At 65.0% G+C, this 17,595-nt stretch carries 14 protein-coding genes and 2 pseudogenes; 9 read left to right on the top strand and 7 right to left on the bottom strand.

Translation table 11 applies throughout. The features are described 5' to 3' along the window. The first annotated feature begins 51 nt into the window (after nt 1-51). Together B586_RS04335 and B586_RS04330 are read left to right on the top strand one after the other, a co-directional pair. Nucleotides 52-2,652, top strand: coding sequence for an ATP-binding cassette domain-containing protein (locus B586_RS04335; protein ID WP_047313516.1), 2,601 nt, complete (start codon nt 52-54; stop codon nt 2,650-2,652). A gap of 38 nt (nt 2,653-2,690) precedes the next feature. Then, nucleotides 2,691-5,186 carry an ATP-binding cassette domain-containing protein gene (locus B586_RS04330; RefSeq protein WP_054880602.1) on the top strand — a complete coding sequence of 832 codons (2,496 nt, stop codon included), beginning with the start codon at nt 2,691-2,693 and terminating at the stop codon, nt 5,184-5,186. Between the two features lie 59 nt (nt 5,187-5,245). On the opposite strand, the gene B586_RS04325 is transcribed toward B586_RS04330, so the two are convergent. Both B586_RS04325 and B586_RS04320 read right to left on the bottom strand, forming a co-directional pair. Beyond that, nucleotides 5,246-5,806, bottom strand: a complete 561-nt coding sequence (locus tag B586_RS04325) for a pentapeptide repeat-containing protein (protein ID WP_047313409.1) — start codon at nt 5,804-5,806, stop codon at nt 5,246-5,248. A 274-nt stretch (nt 5,807-6,080) separates the two neighbouring features. Further along, nucleotides 6,081-7,880, bottom strand: a pseudogene (locus B586_RS04320) (sensor histidine kinase); the annotation flags it as partial. A gap of 156 nt (nt 7,881-8,036) precedes the next feature. Here B586_RS04320 and B586_RS04315 point away from each other — a divergent pair. Continuing rightward, nucleotides 8,037-8,501: a tRNA (cytidine(34)-2'-O)-methyltransferase gene (locus tag B586_RS04315; RefSeq protein ID WP_054880604.1), complete on the top strand. Its 465-nt coding sequence runs from the start codon at nt 8,037-8,039 to the stop codon at nt 8,499-8,501. Here B586_RS04315 and B586_RS04310 read toward each other — a convergent pair whose 3' ends face one another. Then, nucleotides 8,502-9,149, bottom strand: coding sequence for a nitroreductase family protein (locus B586_RS04310; protein WP_054880605.1), 648 nt, complete (start codon nt 9,147-9,149; stop codon nt 8,502-8,504). A gap of 22 nt (nt 9,150-9,171) precedes the next feature. Between B586_RS04310 and B586_RS04305 the strand changes: the two genes are divergently transcribed. Continuing rightward, nucleotides 9,172-9,582, top strand: a complete 411-nt coding sequence (locus tag B586_RS04305; protein WP_047313412.1) for a TIGR03667 family PPOX class F420-dependent oxidoreductase — start codon at nt 9,172-9,174, stop codon at nt 9,580-9,582. Nucleotides 9,583-9,661: 79 nt separating this feature from the next. Here the strand turns inward: B586_RS04305 and B586_RS21290 are convergent, their stop codons facing one another. The 3 genes and pseudogenes from B586_RS21290 to B586_RS04295 all read right to left on the bottom strand — a co-directional run. Then, nucleotides 9,662-9,874 carry a hypothetical protein gene (locus B586_RS21290; RefSeq protein ID WP_047317077.1) on the bottom strand — a complete coding sequence of 71 codons (213 nt, stop codon included), beginning with the start codon at nt 9,872-9,874 and terminating at the stop codon, nt 9,662-9,664. Next, complete coding sequence (locus tag B586_RS21285; protein ID WP_168162483.1) at nt 9,871-10,008, bottom strand: hypothetical protein; 138 nt, start codon at nt 10,006-10,008, stop codon at nt 9,871-9,873. The genes B586_RS21290 and B586_RS21285 overlap by 4 nt, the downstream gene beginning before the upstream one ends. 126 nt (nt 10,009-10,134) lie before the next feature. Then, nucleotides 10,135-10,662 (bottom strand): annotated as a pseudogene (locus B586_RS04295) (PHP domain-containing protein); the annotation flags it as partial. Between the two features lie 175 nt (nt 10,663-10,837). Here B586_RS04295 and B586_RS04290 point away from each other — a divergent pair. Beyond that, nucleotides 10,838-12,229 (top strand): wax ester/triacylglycerol synthase family O-acyltransferase, encoded by a 1,392-nt coding sequence (locus B586_RS04290; RefSeq protein WP_054880607.1) that lies wholly within the window; start codon nt 10,838-10,840, stop codon nt 12,227-12,229. Nucleotides 12,230-12,282: 53 nt separating this feature from the next. Beyond that, nucleotides 12,283-13,611, top strand: a complete 1,329-nt coding sequence (gene otsB, locus B586_RS04285; RefSeq protein ID WP_047316881.1) for a trehalose-phosphatase — start codon at nt 12,283-12,285, stop codon at nt 13,609-13,611. A 12-nt stretch (nt 13,612-13,623) separates the two neighbouring features. Here otsB and B586_RS04280 read toward each other — a convergent pair whose 3' ends face one another. Continuing rightward, nucleotides 13,624-14,496: a MaoC family dehydratase gene (locus B586_RS04280; protein WP_047316880.1), complete on the bottom strand. Its 873-nt coding sequence runs from the start codon at nt 14,494-14,496 to the stop codon at nt 13,624-13,626. 96 nt (nt 14,497-14,592) lie between these two features. On the opposite strand from B586_RS04280, the gene B586_RS04275 reads away from it, so the two are divergent. From B586_RS04275 to B586_RS04265, 3 genes are all read left to right on the top strand, one after another. Then, nucleotides 14,593-15,297, top strand: coding sequence for a histidine phosphatase family protein (locus tag B586_RS04275; RefSeq protein ID WP_054880608.1), 705 nt, complete (start codon nt 14,593-14,595; stop codon nt 15,295-15,297). 421 nt (nt 15,298-15,718) lie between these two features. After that, nucleotides 15,719-17,005 carry an EspA/EspE family type VII secretion system effector gene (locus tag B586_RS04270; RefSeq protein WP_054880609.1) on the top strand — a complete coding sequence of 429 codons (1,287 nt, stop codon included), beginning with the start codon at nt 15,719-15,721 and terminating at the stop codon, nt 17,003-17,005. 49 nt (nt 17,006-17,054) lie between these two features. Continuing rightward, nucleotides 17,055-17,381 carry an ESX-1 secretion-associated protein gene (locus B586_RS04265; protein ID WP_047316877.1) on the top strand — a complete coding sequence of 109 codons (327 nt, stop codon included), beginning with the start codon at nt 17,055-17,057 and terminating at the stop codon, nt 17,379-17,381. Nucleotides 17,382-17,595: the final 214 nt, after the last annotated feature.

Genomic DNA, 17,595 nt, shown 5'->3' with positions numbered 1-17,595 from the left:
ACGTCGTTCGCGGCAAATGCTGCGAACGCGCTACGGGCTACAGTTGGACCGATGACTCCACCAGCCCCGCCAGCGCTAACGGTGCGGCACGATGGTTCGGAGCGTACGTTCGCAGCAGGCCATGACGTGGTGGTCGGGCGCGACCTCCGAGCCGACATGCGCATCACGCACCCGCTGATTTCGCGTGCGCATTTGTTGCTGCGCTTCGACCAGGGCCGCTGGCTAGCGATCGACAACGGCTCGCTGAACGGGACTTTCGCCAACGGGCGGCGCGTCCCGATGATCGACATCCGCGACGGCCAAAGTATCAACATCGGAAATCCCGACGGGCCATTGCTGACGTTCGAGGTGGGGCGGCACGTGGGGATGGCCGGGCGCCCACCGCAAACCGAGTCGATGCGCATCAAGTCGCCATCCGCGGCGGCTCCGTCATCCGGGACGGCTTGGCCAGGGCCTGGACCGTCGCACCCTGGACGTCAACCCCATTGGGGTTCGCCGCCAGCGCCGCGACGCTACCCTGGCGCACCCCGGCCGGCCCCATATCCGCCCGGCTCGGCGCCACCGCCGGTCCACTTCCAGCACCACCCGACGATGTCCGCCGCGCCGCCCACCCAGATGTCGCCTAGCGTGGCCAAGCCACCTGAGGTATCGAATCTGGCGACGAAAATGCTTCACGCCATGTTGTCGTCCAAGTCCGGGGCGCTGCAGAAGCCGGTCGGCGCGGCAACCATCGGCCGTGCCACCGATAATGACATTGTCATCGGCGACGTCCTGGCGTCACGCCATCACGCGTTTTTGACCCGGACACCGCTGGGCACCGAGATCCGCGATGCGCACAGCGTCAACGGGACCTTCGTCAATGGGCTGCGGGTCGGGTCCGCTGTGCTGAGCGAAGGCGATGTGGTCACCATCGGCAACGTCGACCTGGTGTTCACCCGCGACACCCTGGTTCGCCGCACCGAAGCCGCGACGCGCGCCGGCGGCCTGGAGGTGAACGCGGTGTGCTTCACGGTCGACCGCGGTAAGCAACTGCTCGACCAGATCACACTCACCGCTCGCCCCGGGACGCTGACCGCCATCATCGGCGGGTCCGGCGCCGGAAAGACCACGCTGTCGCGGCTGATCGCGGGATACACCAGCCCGAGTTCCGGCTCGGTGACCTTCGAGGGCCACAACATTCACGCCGAGTACGCGTCGATGCGCAGCAGGATCGGCATGGTCCCCCAGGACGACGTCGTGCACCGCCAGCTGACGATCAACCAGGCCCTCGGCTACGCGGCCGAACTTCGGTTGCCTCCCGACACCAGCAAAGCCGACCGCGCCCAGGTCGTGGCCCAGGTACTCGAAGAACTCGAGCTGACTAAGCACGCCGACACCCGAGTCGACAAGCTCTCCGGCGGCCAACGTAAACGCGCCTCGGTGGCACTCGAACTGCTCACCGGGCCGTCGCTACTCATCCTGGACGAGCCGACCACGGGCCTGGATCCGGCGCTGGACCGTCAGGTGATGATGATGCTGCGGCAGCTGGCCGACGCCGGTCGCGTGGTGCTGATCGTCACCCACTCGGTGTCCTACCTCGACGTCTGCGATCAGCTGCTGCTGGTGGCACCCGGCGGCAAAACCGCGTTTCTGGGTCCGCCCGACCAGATCGGCCAGGCCATGGGAACCACCAACTGGGCCGACATCTTCGCTAACGTGGGCGCCGATCCCGACGAGGCCAATCGCCGCTTCAGGGCCACTGACAAAGCCGAAAACCAGCCGCCCCAGGCCGCCCCGTCCCAAACCAGCCCAGCCGACTTGGGGGAACCGGTACACACCGACGCGTATCGGCAGTTCTCTACCATCGCGCGCCGACAGATTCGGCTGGTGGTCTCCGACCGCGGCTACACGGTTTTCTTGGCGCTGCTGCCGTTTTTGATCGGTGTGCTGACCCTCACCGTCCGTGGCAAAACCGGATACGGCATGTCGGACCCGATGGGCAACAATCCGGCCCAGCCCGACCAGATTCTGGTCATGCTCAACGTCGGCGCTGTTTTCATGGGGACCGCGTTGACCATCCGCGACCTCATCGGCGAGCGTGCCATATTCCGACGCGAACAGGCGGTCGGCCTGTCGACCGGGGCCTACCTGAGCGCCAAGATCGTGGTGTTCTGCGCGTTTGCGATCGTTCAGGCGGCGATCGCCACCGTCATCTCGGTCGTCGGCTGGGGGCAGCCAATTTCGGACGCCGTGCTCCTGGGCGGTGGTGGCTTCGCGGTCAGTTTCGAGTTGTTCGTCACCGTCGCCGCGACCTGCGTGGCCTCCGCGATTCTCGGCATGGCCCTTTCGGCGCTCGCCAAGTCTCAGGATCAGATCATGCCGATGCTGGTGGTGGCGATCATGTCCCAGCTGGTGTTCTCCGGCGGGATGATCTGGGTGACCGACCGGTTCTTGCTCGATCAGTTGTCGTGGTTCACGCCCGCGCGGTGGGGCTTCGCGGCCTCAGCGTCGACCATCGACACCCACCGCTTGGTACCGGGACCGACCGACCCGAAAGACCAGCACTGGAATCACACCAAGAGCGCCTGGCTGTTCGACATGGCCATGCTTGGCGCGCTGTCGCTGGTCTATGGCGCCATCGTGTGGTGGAAGATCCGACTCAGGCGCCGCTGACCCGACGCCACCACTAACCTGACTACTAACCTGAATTGATGGATTCAGCGGCGGCGCCCGTCCTGACGGTTCGGTTGGACCGATCGCACGGTAGCTTCGCCCCAGGTCGCGACGTGGTGATCGGTAGCGATCTGCGCGCGGACCTGCGGGTCGCGCACCCGCTGATCGCCCGCGCGCATCTGCTGCTGCGCTTCGATCAGGGCAGGTGGATCGCGATCGACAACAATTCGCTCAACGGGATATTCGTCAACGGCCGGCGCGTCCAGATGGTCGACATCTATGACGGCCAGACCATCAACGTCGGCAAGCCGGACGGGCCGCGGATGACCTTCGAGGTTGGCCAGCGCTGGGGCGGGGTCGGTCAGCTGGCACCGACCGAAACGCTGCGGGTGATTGCGCCGCCCCCGCGCATGGGTCCGCCACCGCCACGTCCACCGGCCCCGCCGCCTGTCCAGTTCCCGCGCGGCTATCGGGCCGAAGACCCGCAGCGCACCACCGCCGTTCCGATCACCGAACCCGGGCCGGAGCTGGACCCACCCACCCAACTGGCCGCGGGTGTCACGATGACGCAATTTCCCACCCGGATGGTGAACGTGGCGGGGCCCGGATCGCAGCTCGAGCCACCGGTCGCGGGTACCACCTGGATCGGTCGCGCGCTGGACAACGACATCGTCGTCCCGGACGTATTAGCGTCGCGCCGTCATGCGTTCTTGACTCCGACATCACTCGGCACCGAGATCCGCGACGCACACAGCATCAACGGGACCTTCGTCAACGGCATCCGGGTCGGATCGGCGGTGCTGACCGAGGGCGATGTGGTCACCATCGGCAACGTCGACCTCGTGTTTTACGGCGGTATCTTGGTGCGCCGCCACGAAGCGGCGACGCGCGCCGGAGGCCTGGAGGTGCGTGCGGTCGAATTCAGCGTGAATGGGAAGAAGCTGCTCGAGAACGTCTCGGTGACGGCCAGGCCCGGCACGCTGACCGCCATCATCGGCGGATCCGGGGCGGGCAAGACGACCCTGTCGCGGCTGATCGCCGGATACACCACCCCCACCGACGGCTCGGTCACGTTCGAGGGTCACAACATTCACACCGAGTACGCATCGTTGCGCAGCAGGATCGGCATGGTTCCCCAGGACGACGTCGTGCACCGCCAGCTGACGATCAACCAGGCCCTCGGCTACGCAGCCGAGCTACGGTTGCCTCCCGACACCAGCAAAGCCGACCGCGCCCAGGTGGTCGCTCAGGTTCTCGAAGAGCTGGGACTGACCACGCACGCCGACACCCGGGTCGACCAGCTCTCCGGCGGCCAACGCAAACGCGCCTCGGTGGCACTCGAACTGCTCACCGGACCCTCACTGCTGATCCTGGACGAACCGACCTCAGGTCTGGACCCGGCGCTGGACCTGCAAGTTATGACAATGCTGCGGCAACTGGCTGACGCCGGTCGCGTGGTGCTGGTGGTGACCCACTCGCTGACCTATCTCGATGTTTGCGACCAGGTGCTGCTGATGGCGCCTGGCGGCAAGACGGCGTTCCTGGGCCCACCCGACCAGATCGATGCTGCCATCGGCACCACCAACTGGGCCCAGATTTTTGCGAAAGTCGGTGCCAACCCGGACGAGGCCAATCGGCGCTTCCTGGCCCGCAACCGTGCGCCGCTACCCGCGCAAGCCGAGGTGCCGACCGGTCTGGGTGCCCCCGCGCACACCAGCGTGCGCCGGCAGTTCTCCACGATCATTCGCCGTCAGGTTCGGCTGGTCATTTCCGACCGCGCCTACTTCGTGTTCCTGGCGTTGTTGCCGTTCATCTTGGGTGCGCTCGCACTCACCGTTCCCGGCAGCACGGGGTTCCACCCGGGCGACCCGATGAGCTCGGCGCCCGACGAAGCCGCGCAGATCTTGACGCTCCTGGATCTCGCTGCAGTGTTCATGGGCACTGCGCTGACGATCCGCGACCTCATCAGCGAGCGCGCGATCTTCCGCCGCGAGCAAGCGGTTGGCCTGTCGACATCGGCCTATCTCGCCGCCAAGATTGCCGTGTACAGCGGGTTTGCCATCATCCAGTCAGCGATCGCGACCGCCATCGTGATCCTGGGCAAAGGCGCGCCAACCGGGCGTGGCGCGGTGCTCAGCAATCCCACCCTGGAGCTGTTCGTCGCGGTGGCCGCGACCTGTGTGACGTGCGCAATCTTCGGTCTGGTCCTCTCGGCGATGGCCCGCTCTCACGAGCAGATCATGCCGCTGCTCGTGGTGTCCCTGATGCTGCAGCTGGTCCTCTGCGGTGGGCTGGTCCCGGTGACCAACCGGATCTTCCTGGACCAACTGTCCTGGCTGGTGCCCTCACGCTGGGGGTTCGCGGCATCGTCGTCGACGGTTGACTTGTGGCATCTGGTGCCTGGTCCACTCAGTCCGAAAGACAGCCACTGGAAGCACACGGCGGGCACCTGGCTGCTTGATATGGCAACGCTCGCGGGTTTGGCGGTGGCCTATACCGGCATAGTCCGGTGGCGGATCCGACTCAAGCGCTAAGTTATCTGGCGGCGACCCGCAGCGCCCGGCTTCGCCGCGCTCGCGATCGCCGCTAGCGGTCATGCGTCCAAACCCCCGTTCAAGCAAAGCCCGTGCGCCAACGCAAACGCCACAGCTTGCGGGACGTCGATGCGTGCACCCGCGAGTGAAGCGGTTCTCCACAACGAAGGCTCGACGGTCGCGCCACGCAGATCGGCGTCATCTAGCCGGGTACCGGTCGTGCGGGCACCGCTGAGGTCGGCGCCGCGCAGCACCGCCGTGCGCAGGTCGGTCTCCACCAGGCTGGCCTCCCGCAGCCGGCAGCCGCTCAAGTCGACACCGCGCAGGTCGTTGCCGCCCAGCACCGCGAGCGTGAAGTCCACCTCGTCGAATGTCAGCGGCCGCAGCCGGCACTGCACAAACACCGAGCCCAGCATGCTGCAATGGGTAAATGTGCTGTGCCACAATAGGGTCCGCTTGAAGGTGCAATTACGAAAGGCTGATGCGCGATGGTGCGACTCGGCCAGGTTAGCGCCGCTAAAATTGCACTCGGTGAACACAACCCGTTCGGTGCGTAGCCGACTCAGATCATCATCGGTGAAATCACGTCCGGCAATTTCACAATCGGTCCACTGCTGCACTGCGGTCAGCTACCCACGGGAACCGTCGCCGCCGGGGCATGCGCCACCCCAGGAACTTCGCGGGCGAACTTCGACACCAGCCGGTTGTTCGAACAAGCCATCATTGCTGATCGGGTCCTTCACGGGTTTCGAGCCTGTTTTCCAGGGCATGCGACCGTCCGCTGCGCACACCGCCAACGTGGCTGCTGATGGACCCGCGAACCGCTTCCGGGTCACGAACGGCCGCGGCGTGCCGCGGCGCGGGCTTTGGCTGTTGCGGAGCCCACCCGGGTGCCCGCGGTCCTGCCGCTGCAGCCGGCGTCGCTCTCGCGACTAGCACCGCCAGCGGTAGGTAGACCTCCGCAGTCGTGCCCGGACTCTGCGCATCATCGATGGGGCCGCGCAGCCCGACCCGGATGCCGTGCCGGGCAGCCAGCCGCCCGACCACGAAAAGGCCCATGTGGCGGGCATTTTCAGGGGTGAGATCGGGGGTGACCGCACCGCCGGCCTGCAGCCGCATGTTGGCGATGCGCCGATCAGTGTCGTTCATCCCCAAGCCGGAGTCGGCGACCCGTACCAGAACAGCTCCGTCGCCACCGCGGGCCGCGGACACCCAAACCAATGTCGTTGGCGGCGAATAGCGCAGCGCGTTGTCGATCAACTCGGCAAGCAGGTGGATAACGCTGCCAGCTGCCGCGCCGATCACCGTGCAGTCGGGAACTCCCGCCGTTTCGACGCGGCGATAATCCTCAACCTCGGAGACGGCGGCGTTGATCACCGTCGAAAGCGGCACCGGCTTGCGCGGGTCACGCGCAAGCCGCGCACCCGCCAGGACCAACAGGTTGGCGTTGCTACGGCGCAGCCGGGTGGCCAACCGGGCCTCATTGCCTGCAAGCAGCAGCGCCTGGGTGTGCAGTGCGTCGACCGCGTGCGCGAGCTGGCCGATTTCCTCGGTGGTGGGTACCGCCAGCAGCTCCGGGATCGGCTCGGTGCCGGATCGGACCTGGGCGATCTCGTTCTCCAGGTCGGTGTGGGTGACTTTCAGCGCTCCGTCACGCAGCACGCGCAGCGGTCGGATCAGCGAGCGTGCCACCAGCAACACAATGCCCAGCGCGATCACGACTGCGGCCGGCACTATTACGGTGTCGCGGATCGCGGCGCCGCGCCGAGCGGCGGCCTCGCCCTCCATCGACTTCGTCACCGAGGTGGTGGCGTCCTTGATGATTTGCTCAACGATCCCGCTGGTAATCTCTATTGAGCGCAGCAACTCTGGGTTGTCGACGAGCATGCTGGCCGGATCGGACAGGACCGCCATCCGGGTCACCAATTGCTGTTGCAGCGTCTGGGCTTTGGGCGAGCCGACACCGAGCACCTCGCTCATCCCGAACAGGGTCGACGGTTCGGTGCCGGCCAAGGTGATCATCGAGGTGCGCAATTCCGGCTCGGGAATCTCAGCGCCGCGGGTGATCAGGATCTTCTGCGCCGTCATCTGCCCGCGGGCCCCGACGGCCCGGCTTAAACCCTGCGCCTGCGCCCTTATCTGCTCACTGTCGATGCGCACCGACGCGTTGATCACGTCTTCGGCCGTCAACAGGATCGGCGCGTACGTTGTTACCCGGTCCCGCAAACTGATGCTGTCGGCCAGCACCTTGTCCACTAGCGCCTGACCACCGTTCAACAGGGTGCTGGTCCCCGATCGGACGTCGGGGATCACGTCGGTGTTGGCCAGCCGCGTCTGCAGCTCGTACTTACGGGCCTCATAATTCTTTTTCGCTCCCTCCACATCATGTCCGATGGAGCTCGCCAATAGTGCGACGTCTAGTGCCGACATGTATTTCGTGATCGTCGGTATCAGGTCAGCGCGGGCAGCGGCCAGCTGCAGACCACTCGAGCTGGCCGTCGCACTCTGCAGACGTAATCCGCCGAAGGCGGTCGCCAGCAGCAGCGGCACCAGCACAATCACCACGATTTTCCACCGGACCGGCCAGTTGCCCAGCGCCCAGGCCGATGGGCGTTTCGCTGGCCTCGCCGCACCGGCTGGGACCACCACGGTCGCGGCGGGCACAGCTGGCACTCGGAGAAACGAGGGGCTCATGAGACTTCCTGCTGTATTCCGCCCGCGCCAGGCGGATGAGCGCGGACGGGAAAACGCCTGGCAACTCGACGAGTATGACAGCCGGAAGCCGAGGCCACCAGGTTCCACTACACCGGCGCGCAAGCCTGGCAAACAACCACACGTCATGATCAGCAGATGTTCCGGTTGCTGTTTTATTCCCCGCGCATCGCTTCCAATACGGGTAACGCCATCCGGACCGCGGCGGTCACCGGCTGCGAATTGCATCTGGTCGAGCCGATGGGCTTCGACCTGTCCGAACCCAAGCTCCGACGGGCCGGACTGGACTATCACGACCTAGCCTCGGTCACCGTCCACGCCTCGCTGCCCGAGGCATGGGACGCGCTGTCGCCGGCGCGGGTCTTCGCGTTCAGCACCCACGCGAGCACCGTGTTCACCGACGTCGGCTACCAGGCCGGCGACGTGTTGATGTTCGGGCCCGAACCGACCGGGCTAGACGCGGCGACCCTGGCCGACGACCACATCACCCAGCGGGTGCGCATTCCCATGCTGCCGGGCCGGCGTTCACTGAACCTGGCCAACGCCGCCGCGGTGGCGGTGTACGAAGCGTGGCGGCAGCACGGGTTTGTCGGGGCCGTCTGATTACCAGGTGTCCCAGTGCGTGACGTTCTCGGCGGGCAGCCGCTTGGCCGCCCGGAAGTCAGTTCCTTTGGTGTAGGCGATGGGAAACAGCCCGCCCTGGCTGTACTTGTCGGAGGGAATGCCGAGCACCTCAGCCACCTGCTGCTCGCCGTCGCCGAGCAGGTGCAGCGTCGTCCAACAGGTGCCCAGTCCTCGCGAACGCAGCGCCAGGCAGAAGCTCCAGACCGCGGGGAACAGCGACGCCCAGAACGAAGCACTCAATCCCAGCGGAGCCTGCTCCACCCGGCCCTGCAGGCAGGGGATCAGCAGCACCGGCGCCTCGTGCATGTGCTCGGCGAGATAGGTCGCGGAATCGCGCACCAGCCCCATCCGCTCACCGCGAGTGTCGCCGTCGGGGTACTCGGGTGCGGGCTGGCTGAGGTAGCCGCGGGCATTGGCCAGGTAGATGTCACCGATCACCTTGCGCTTGTCGGCGTCCTCGACGAACACCCATTGCCAGCCCTGCGCGTTGGCCCCGGTGGGCGCCTGCAGCGCCAGCTGTAGGCATTCCATCAACACGTCGCGAAGCACCGGTTTGTCGAAGTCAAGCCGTTTGCGCACCGAGCGGGTAGTGGTGAGAACTTCGTCGACGGACAGGTTGAGAGTCATCAGGGAAGACTACCGTTGCGCCATGACTATCGAACTGACACAAGAGGTTTCCAGCCGGCTCACCTCGGACCATTACGGGTGGCTGACCACCGTCACCAAATCGGGGCAGCCCGTGCCGCGGCTGGTGTGGTTCTACTTCGACGGAGCCAATCTGACGGTGTACTCCATGCCGCGGGCAGGCAAGGTCGCCCATATCATGGCGCATCCCCAGGTGAGCCTGAACTTGGATTCCACCGGCGATGGCGGCGGCATCGTCGTCGTCGGCGGTACTGCCGCGGTGGTGGCCACCGATGTCGACTGCCGTACCGACGAGCCCTATTGGGCGAAGTACCGCGAGGACGCCGCAAGGTTCGGCCTGACCGAAGCGATGGCTGAATACAGCACCCGGCTGATGATCACCCCGACCAAGGTGTGGACCACGCCGACGGGCTAGCGCTCGTGCTCGCCGAGAGTGAATTCCACGACGTCGTTTCGGCGTGTCGCGTCGTGAAATTCACGCTCGACGAAAGAAGTCAGCGGAAGTCCCGGGACTTCGAGCTGACCGTGAGGCTGATGTGGCCCATCCTTTCGGCCACGACGGTGATCGCGCCGCTGGTGTTTTGCACCTGACCGCGAATCAGCAACGCCGGCGCTGTGTGCGCCAGCTTGCGATGCCGCGCCCACACTCCTGGTGTACAGAGCACGTTGACCATCCCGGTCTCATCCTCAAGGTTGAGAAACGTCACCCCTTGGGCCGTCGCGCACCGATCCCAGCGCGTCGGCGGGCACCACGCCCCATCGCATCCAGGTCTGCCCGCAGGAACTGCGTCGGATAACTATCCGGTGAGATGCCGGTGGCCCACACATCGGCGGCGGCCACTCCAGATCGCTCATCCCCGGCAACGCCGGAATATGCGACCCATCAGCACCGTGGGCCCCCACGCCAGGAAGCCTGTCCGGCCGCCCACAGCGCTTCCCGCCGGGACATCCCAAAACAGCCCAACGCTCCGGCCGTCGCCAGCGCTTCGGTCTGGCCTTTCCGACATCCCGTCAGGATGTGCCAGTGCCCGCCCGCCGCCTCGGTCAGCGCATCGATCGCGTAGCGCGGCTTGCCCTTCTGGCCGCCGGCCAGATGCGCCGCGGCCAGCTGCCGCGACAACCGCCGGTAACCTTCCGGGCCGCGAGCGAGCACCAGCAAGTGCGGCCCAGGCGGGTCCGGCGCCTCGGTGCGGGCCCCGGATCCTAAAGACAGTTCGGCGCCGAACACGGTACGCACGCCGAACTCGGCGGCCGCCTCGGCGAAACGTACCGCCCCGTACAAGCCGTCATGGTCGGTCAGCGCCAGCGCGCGCAGACCCAACCGCGCGGCCTCCTCAACCAGTTCTTCCGGCGTACTAGCCCCGTCGAGGAAGCTGTACGCCGAATGCGCATGGAGCTCGGCATACGCGGAATGGGCGACGGACGAGCGGACCATCCCGCCGTCAAGCACCCGCTCCATTTCCGCCCAACTTGACGGCCCACTGCTCCAACCCACGCCGCACAGTGTATCGAATATATGTTCGATTTCGTAGTCGCATTCGACCACCCGAAAGCGATTGTTAAACCCATCTTCAACTCCTAAACACGTTTTTAACGCTCGGGGGCCTACCGCAACCGGGGTGCGCAGCGAATACTGGTTCAGGGACAAATCGACGGTGGGGACTAAATATATGGCGCAGCGCAAGACACTGGATGCGGGTTCCCTCAAAGCTCGCGATCCGGATCGGCAGGCAAGCCTGGCGATTGGAGCGGTCGCCATCGTCGACGGCGCTGTCCCTGATTTCGTTGCACTCGAAACCCTACTGGCAGAACGGATTCAGTCGATACCGCGATGCACGCAGACGTTGCGAACGCACCCGTTCGACGTTACTACCCAACAGTGGATCGACTATCCGGGCTTCGACCTCACAGATCACCTGCGACGGGTTGCCGTTGCGCCCCCAGGCGACGACACCGAGCTGTTCACGGCGATCGCTCATGCCCTGGAACGCCCCCTCGACCTGGACCGCCCACTGTGGGAATGCTGGGTCATCGAGGGCTTGCAGGGCAACCAGTGGGCAATCTTGATGAAGATCCACCACTGCATGGCCGACGACATCTCCGCAGCCCACATCCTGACCAGACTTTGCGACGACGCGGACAGTCATACATTCGCTAACCACATTGGCAGCAAACAGGTTTCACCAGCGAACCGCGATGAGCGGAGCTGGGCCGACACCCTGTGGCGGGCTTACACCGGGATCGTGGCCAAGGCAGCAGAAGCCGCGGCCGGGGCGATCTGGCCCGGGGTGCGGGCGACGCCGTCCGGTTTGGTCAGCACCATGCGGCGGTACAGCACAGTGCGAGTTCCGATCACCGACGTTGACAGCGTGTGCCGCAAGTTCGGCGTGACCAGCAATGATGTTGCACTCGCGGCGATCACCGAGGGCTTCCGGACGGTTCTGCTGCACCGCGGCGAGCAGCCGCGCGCGGACTCGCTGCGCACCCTGGCATCGATGTCGGGACGTTCGGCCGCCGCGGTCGAGAAACTGCCCTATCTCCCCGTCGACCATGAGGACCCGGTTCAGCGACTGCAGACCGTGCACAACCGGTTGGCGGCCACGCGCCACGATCCGCGCGGCAACATCTTGGAGTCAGCGATCAATCGCCTCCCAATTACGTTGCGCGCCCATGCGATCCAACTGCTGAACCGGCTACCGAAGCCTGGGATTGTGACGCTAGCAACCAACGCGCCCGGGCCCCGCGATCGGTTACGGCTGATGGGCCAGCGGATGGAGCGGGTGCTGCCGATCCCGCCGACCGCACTAAAGCTGAACACTGGGGTCGCGGTGCTGAGCTACGGCGACGAACTGGTATTCGGCATCACCGCCGACTACGACGCCGCGCCCGACATCGAGCGACTTACCGCCGGTATTGAGCTAGAGATCACGCGGCTGGTGGCGCTCAGCCACGACTCCGTCCTGCTGTTCACCAAAGACCGCCACGCGCGATCATCCGGCGTGTTACCCAGCGAAGCGCCCCGCAGGCGGGCCGCCACGCCGTCCGCACGAGCGCGTCGCTAACCGGATGGGGAGGCCTCCCTTAACCACCGTGTCCACCGTGAGATGGTTGGTCAATGCCGGTCACCATCGACCCGCGGCACCACGACGCGGCGCTGTTCGACCTCGACGCCGTGGTGACCGACACCCCGCTCGGCTCCACGGTGACGCTGGTCCGGCAACTTCAGCAGATCGGTGTGAGCACCGCCGTTTTTTCGACCAGCCGCAACTGCCAGGGCGTGCTGACCGCGGCCGGCCTCGGCGATCTGTTCCCCGTGCACGTTGACGGCCCAGTCAGCACGGAGATCGCCCTCCTCGTCGAGGCGGCCAACCGCGTGCGGGCGCGGCCGGGCCGGTGCGTCGTCGTCGCGGTCGACGCGGCCGTCGTCACGGCCGCACGCCATGGTGGTTTCGCGCTGGTGCTCGGCCTAGTCATCGGGGAAGACCGGACCGGCCACCGCGACACCCTACGTCGCTACGGCGCCGACACGGTCGTCGCCGACCTGCGTGAGGTCATCGTGCGAACCGGGGACCGTCGGATGTCGGAGCTTCCCGACGCGCTGGGAGCCCTCGGCTTGGCCGACGGCCTCACCGCCGGGCAACCGGCAGTGTTCTTCGACTTCGACGGCACGCTGTCAGACATCGTCGATGATCCCGACTCGGCCAGACCCGTCCCCGGCGCGTCCGAGGCGCTGCAGATGTTGGCCGCACGGTGTCCAGTCGCCGTGCTGTCCGGCCGCGACCTCGCCGATGTGGTCAAGCGTGTCGGCGTGCCCGGCATCTGGTATGCCGGCAGTCATGGTTTTGAGTTAACCGCACCCGACGGCACACATCACCAAAACGACGCGGCGGCAACGGCGATACCCGTGCTGGAACAGGCGGCGGCCCAGCTACGCGACCAACTCGGGCCAATTCCGGGAGTCATGGTGGAGCACAAGCGGTTTGGCGTTGCCGTGCACTACCGTAATGCCGCACGTGACCGCGTCGACGAGGTCGCCGCGGCGGTACGCACCGCGGGCCAGCGCAACACGCTTCGGGTGACGACAGGCCGCGAGGTCATTGAGCTGCGTCCCGACATCGACTGGGACAAGGGAAAAACACTTCGTTGGGTGATCGATCACCTGCATCACGGCGGCACTCACGTCGGCTCCGCTTCGCTCATGCCGATCTATCTCGGCGATGACATCACCGACGAGGACGCGTTCGACGCGGTGCGCCACACCGACGTTCGGGGTGTTCCGATCGTGGTGCGACACACCGAAGACGGTGACCGCGCCACCGCCGCACTGTTCGCGCTAGACAGTCCAACGCGGGTCAGCGAATTCACCGAACGGTTAGCACGCCAGCTTAGTGGTGATCGCAAGCGCGGCGTAGCCGGGCGCAGCGGGTCGCCACCATCGGACTAGTGACGCTTGCAGCTAGGCCGGCAGGTACTCCACCGCCCCGTCGTCCAGCACCACCCGCGGCTCGTCGCCGGCGGAACCGACGACCTCGGTACGAAACACCGCCCGCCCTGGTTCGGTTCGCCAGATCAGGGTGGTCAGCGTCTCGCCGGGAAACACCGGTGAGGTAAACCGCGCCGCGATCGAGGTGATGTTGGCCGCCACACCGTTGCCCAGCTCGGCGACCAACGCTCGGCCCGTCACACCGTAGCTGCACAACCCGTGCAGGATCGGCTTGGGAAACCCGGCCATCTCCCTGGCGAACCACGGATCGCTATGCAGCGGATTGCGGTCACCGGAAAGCCGGTAAATCAACGCCTGATCCTCGCGGGTGGGCAGCGCGATTCGGGCATCGGGCTCGCGGTCCGGAAATTCTGGGGCCGCCGGCCGCTGACCCGGCACTCCCCCGAACCCGCCGGCACCCCGGATCACCAGCGTGGTCAGCGTCTCGGCGATCAGCGTCCCCGATTGCGGGTCCGTGCCGCGGCCGCGCAACACAACGATCGCGTTCTTGCCTTCGCCCTTGTCCTGCAGATCAACGACCTCGGTGACCACCGACAGCCTGCCGGCGGCCGGCAGCGGCGCATGCAGCCGGATGGCCTGCGATCCATGCAAGAGCAAGGCCCAGTTGAACGTCCCGATCTTTGTCGCCGCCCCGAACGCCGGACAGCAGATCACCGCATAGGTGGGCAACACCTGCTGGGTGATGTCGTGGCTGTTGTCCGTGGTGAAGGACAGGTCCTCGGTTCCGGCACCGACGCCGAGCGCATACAACATGGTGTCCCGGTCGGTCCATTCAGTCAGGATTGGCTCGGTCACCGCGCCGATGGCAGTGGGGTCTAGTGCCATGTGAGTCTCCCTCCGATCGAATATTCACGCCTTTTCCCCCACCCAACCATCGCAAAACCCTTCACATTGACGCGGTCGGCAGGGCAGGCTATCGCCATGCTCAACCGCACCATGATGCCGAAGGCATCCAGCATCCTGGCCGTGCTGGCCGCAACGGTAATCGTCGGAGCCTGCGGCGGAACAACGCAGGCGCGCAGCATCACGTTGACCTTCATCCGAAACGCCCAGTCTCAGGCCAACGCGGACGGGGTCATCGCCACCGACATGCCCGGTCCCAGCCTCACCCCGGAGGGCAAAGGGCAAGCCCAGCAGGTGCTGCACGCCCGTGACGATTTCGACAGCGTCTACGCCTCCGAAATGGCCGAAGCCCAGCAGACCGCCGCGCCGTTAGCTAGCGAGCTCGGAAAGCCGGTCGAGGTCCTTAGTGGCCTCCAGTCGATCGACGCCGGCTGGTACAACGGCAAACCCGAGACAATGGCCAACTCGACGTATCTGCTGGCGCCGGCGGACTGGATCAACGGTGATGTCGGAAACAGCATCCCGGGATCGATCAGCGGCAAGGATTTCAATTCTGCGTTCAGTGCCGCCATCTGGAAGATCTACCACAGCGGCCACCACAAGCCGGTCGCGTTCTCGCAGGGCGCAGCGATCATGGTCTGGACGCTGATGAACGTGAAGAACGGTAAGGACAGCCTGCTGACCAGCCATCCGTTACCGAACATCGGCCGGGTGGTGATCACCGGCAACCCCATTAACGGTTGGACGCTGGTGGACTGGGACGGCATCCGAAACTTCATCTGAGCCCCACTAGCCACACCCGCATCAGCGGCCGGCGACCCGCCCCGGACGCGATCTGAGCACGGATAAAGAGCCCACGGCCACGCCGTCGCCCCAAAACCCCCAGCTGCCCAACAGAAGTCACCCGCACGCAGCATGATAGTTTCCGGTTATTAACCGGTAGCGAACGTCTATTGGACGACGGGCGTCTCGTTCAGGCATTGTGTCGCTGACGCGCAGGACCCACGCCAGGGAGGGAGACCATCAGTATGACCGAAAAAGGTCCGTGGCGAGGAGTGATTGCAGCAAATCGAGTTGGTCGATACGCCGCCAGGTGCGTGATAACCGTTTAAGACGATCCAATCCGCATCATCAGGGGTCCATGGCGCAAGTGGGACCCGGCAAAAGCGTAGTCAACAGATCACCGAGGGTAAGGATTTAGCATATGAGTCTCTACATCATCGATACATCGCTCAGTGTCATCGAGGACCTGCAATGGTTGCTTGGATCTGGAACTCCGACCACGGGAAGCATATTCGGTGCCAGCTCGTCGCGTTTCTCCCAAACCGCTAAAGACCAGCGCTCGGCCGCACCGGGCGACAATTGGACGGGTGCCGCCGCTGAAAAGTATTCAACCCAGAACCAACTTCAAGTCGTCCGCGAAGAGATTATGGCGGATGTGGACTACATAACGGGAACCCTCGTATCAAAGCAGGCCGAAGCGGTCCAGAATGCGCGAGACCGGTTGGCGTCCGCGAAGAGCTTTCTTGGGACAATGCGATCCGTCGCCAAAGTTCTTAACGATATTCCGCTTATTGGCGGGGGACTCGCCGACGCATTTGAATTGCTGGTTTGTCCCCCGACGATGACCATGGTTACGGCCACGATGTCGTATTTGGCCTATCAGACGGCAGAAAACGCGGCATCGCTGATCGCGACGATCGCGCAATTAGCCGAACTCGTAACGGAGCTGGTCTACTACGAAGTGAAACAATTCATAGAAGACATCGAGTCCGACATCAGCTTCGTTGTGACCGAATTGGAGCTCGCCTTGGAGACCGCCTGGGCGGAAATCAGCAACTTCTTCTCCGGAATAGAGAACGCCGTGGAGGACGTCGTGTCCGATATCGGCTCGGAGCTGCGCAACCTTTACTACGACGTGGAGTCCGAGGTGGAGAACCTCATGGGGTGGGGCAACGGCGCAGGCTTCGGCGCGTCTGCGTTCACCGCGCTGCCTAGTAGCTTGGGCTCGCTGACCTCCTTGACCTCCTTGCCCAGCATGAGTCAAGTTGGCGCGACCGCCGCAACCGGCGCAAGCTCCTTGCCCCACCTGGCCGACATGGCGCGCCTGCCCAACCCGATCCAGTCCGCGCACCTGGCCAGTTCGACGACGCTGAGCAACCTGGGTCAAAACGTCAGTCAGATGCGTGCGCTGTCCTCAGAGGTCCGCCCGATCAGCAACCTGGGTCAGACCGGCAGCCTTGGCCAGGCCGCCGAGCATGCACCGACGCTTGGCTCGCCGGCGCATGCAGACGCACAGGCGGCGCAACAAGGCGGTATGCCGGGAGGCGCCCCGATGCACCGAGCCGCCGCTCATGACGAGAGCAGGAGAGGCGCGGCTTCGGGCGCACCAGCCGAGGCGGAGCGCGCACCTGTCAATGCCACCAAGGAGGTTCCCGAAACCCCCAAGAAGGCCACCATCGTTGTTAAGGCCAGCGCACCAAAGTCGTAGCCAGCCAACGCTATAGCCGCGAAAAATCGGACTTAAAAGGAGAATAACCATGACAGGACATGTGCACGTCTCGCCAGAGTTCCTCAACGCGTTGCAGCGCATTCACAACAATGCATCAACCGATCTCCAATCCACAGGGAACATGGCCAGTGGGTTGAGCCAGTCGGTCTCGACCACTCACGGGTCATACTGCTCACTGTTCAATAATGCTTTCGCACAGTTTGAAACGATCCGCAGCACCGCGGTTTCGCGCCTGCAATCAGTCGCCGAGCTGCTCGCTGACAATCTGCACAAGGCCGGCACTGCTTACCAGAAGGCCGACGAAGGCGGAGCCGACCTCATCAAGCAGACCACATTTCAGTGGCCAAATTTCTGATCATGGCCAACCGCTAAGGGCGTACCTCCAACTCGGCCTCTTCATGCGCAGAACCCAGGTGCTCGATCTTGCGTGAACCCCGCCGTGAGGACCTAACGATCTGCACCGCCGCCCCCGAGGCCGTCTTCGTGGCCCAAGTCAGAGTTCGAGAAGCCGGTCCCGGTGACATGAAAGCCCAGAACTGCGCCTCCGCGAAACACAGAGCGGACCAGAG

This window comes from Mycobacterium haemophilum DSM 44634, from assembly GCF_000340435.2.
GTDB lineage: Bacteria > Actinomycetota > Actinomycetes > Mycobacteriales > Mycobacteriaceae > Mycobacterium > Mycobacterium haemophilum.
The sequence above is the reverse complement of the archived record's forward strand: the minus strand, read 5'-3'. Positions and strand labels throughout refer to the sequence as shown.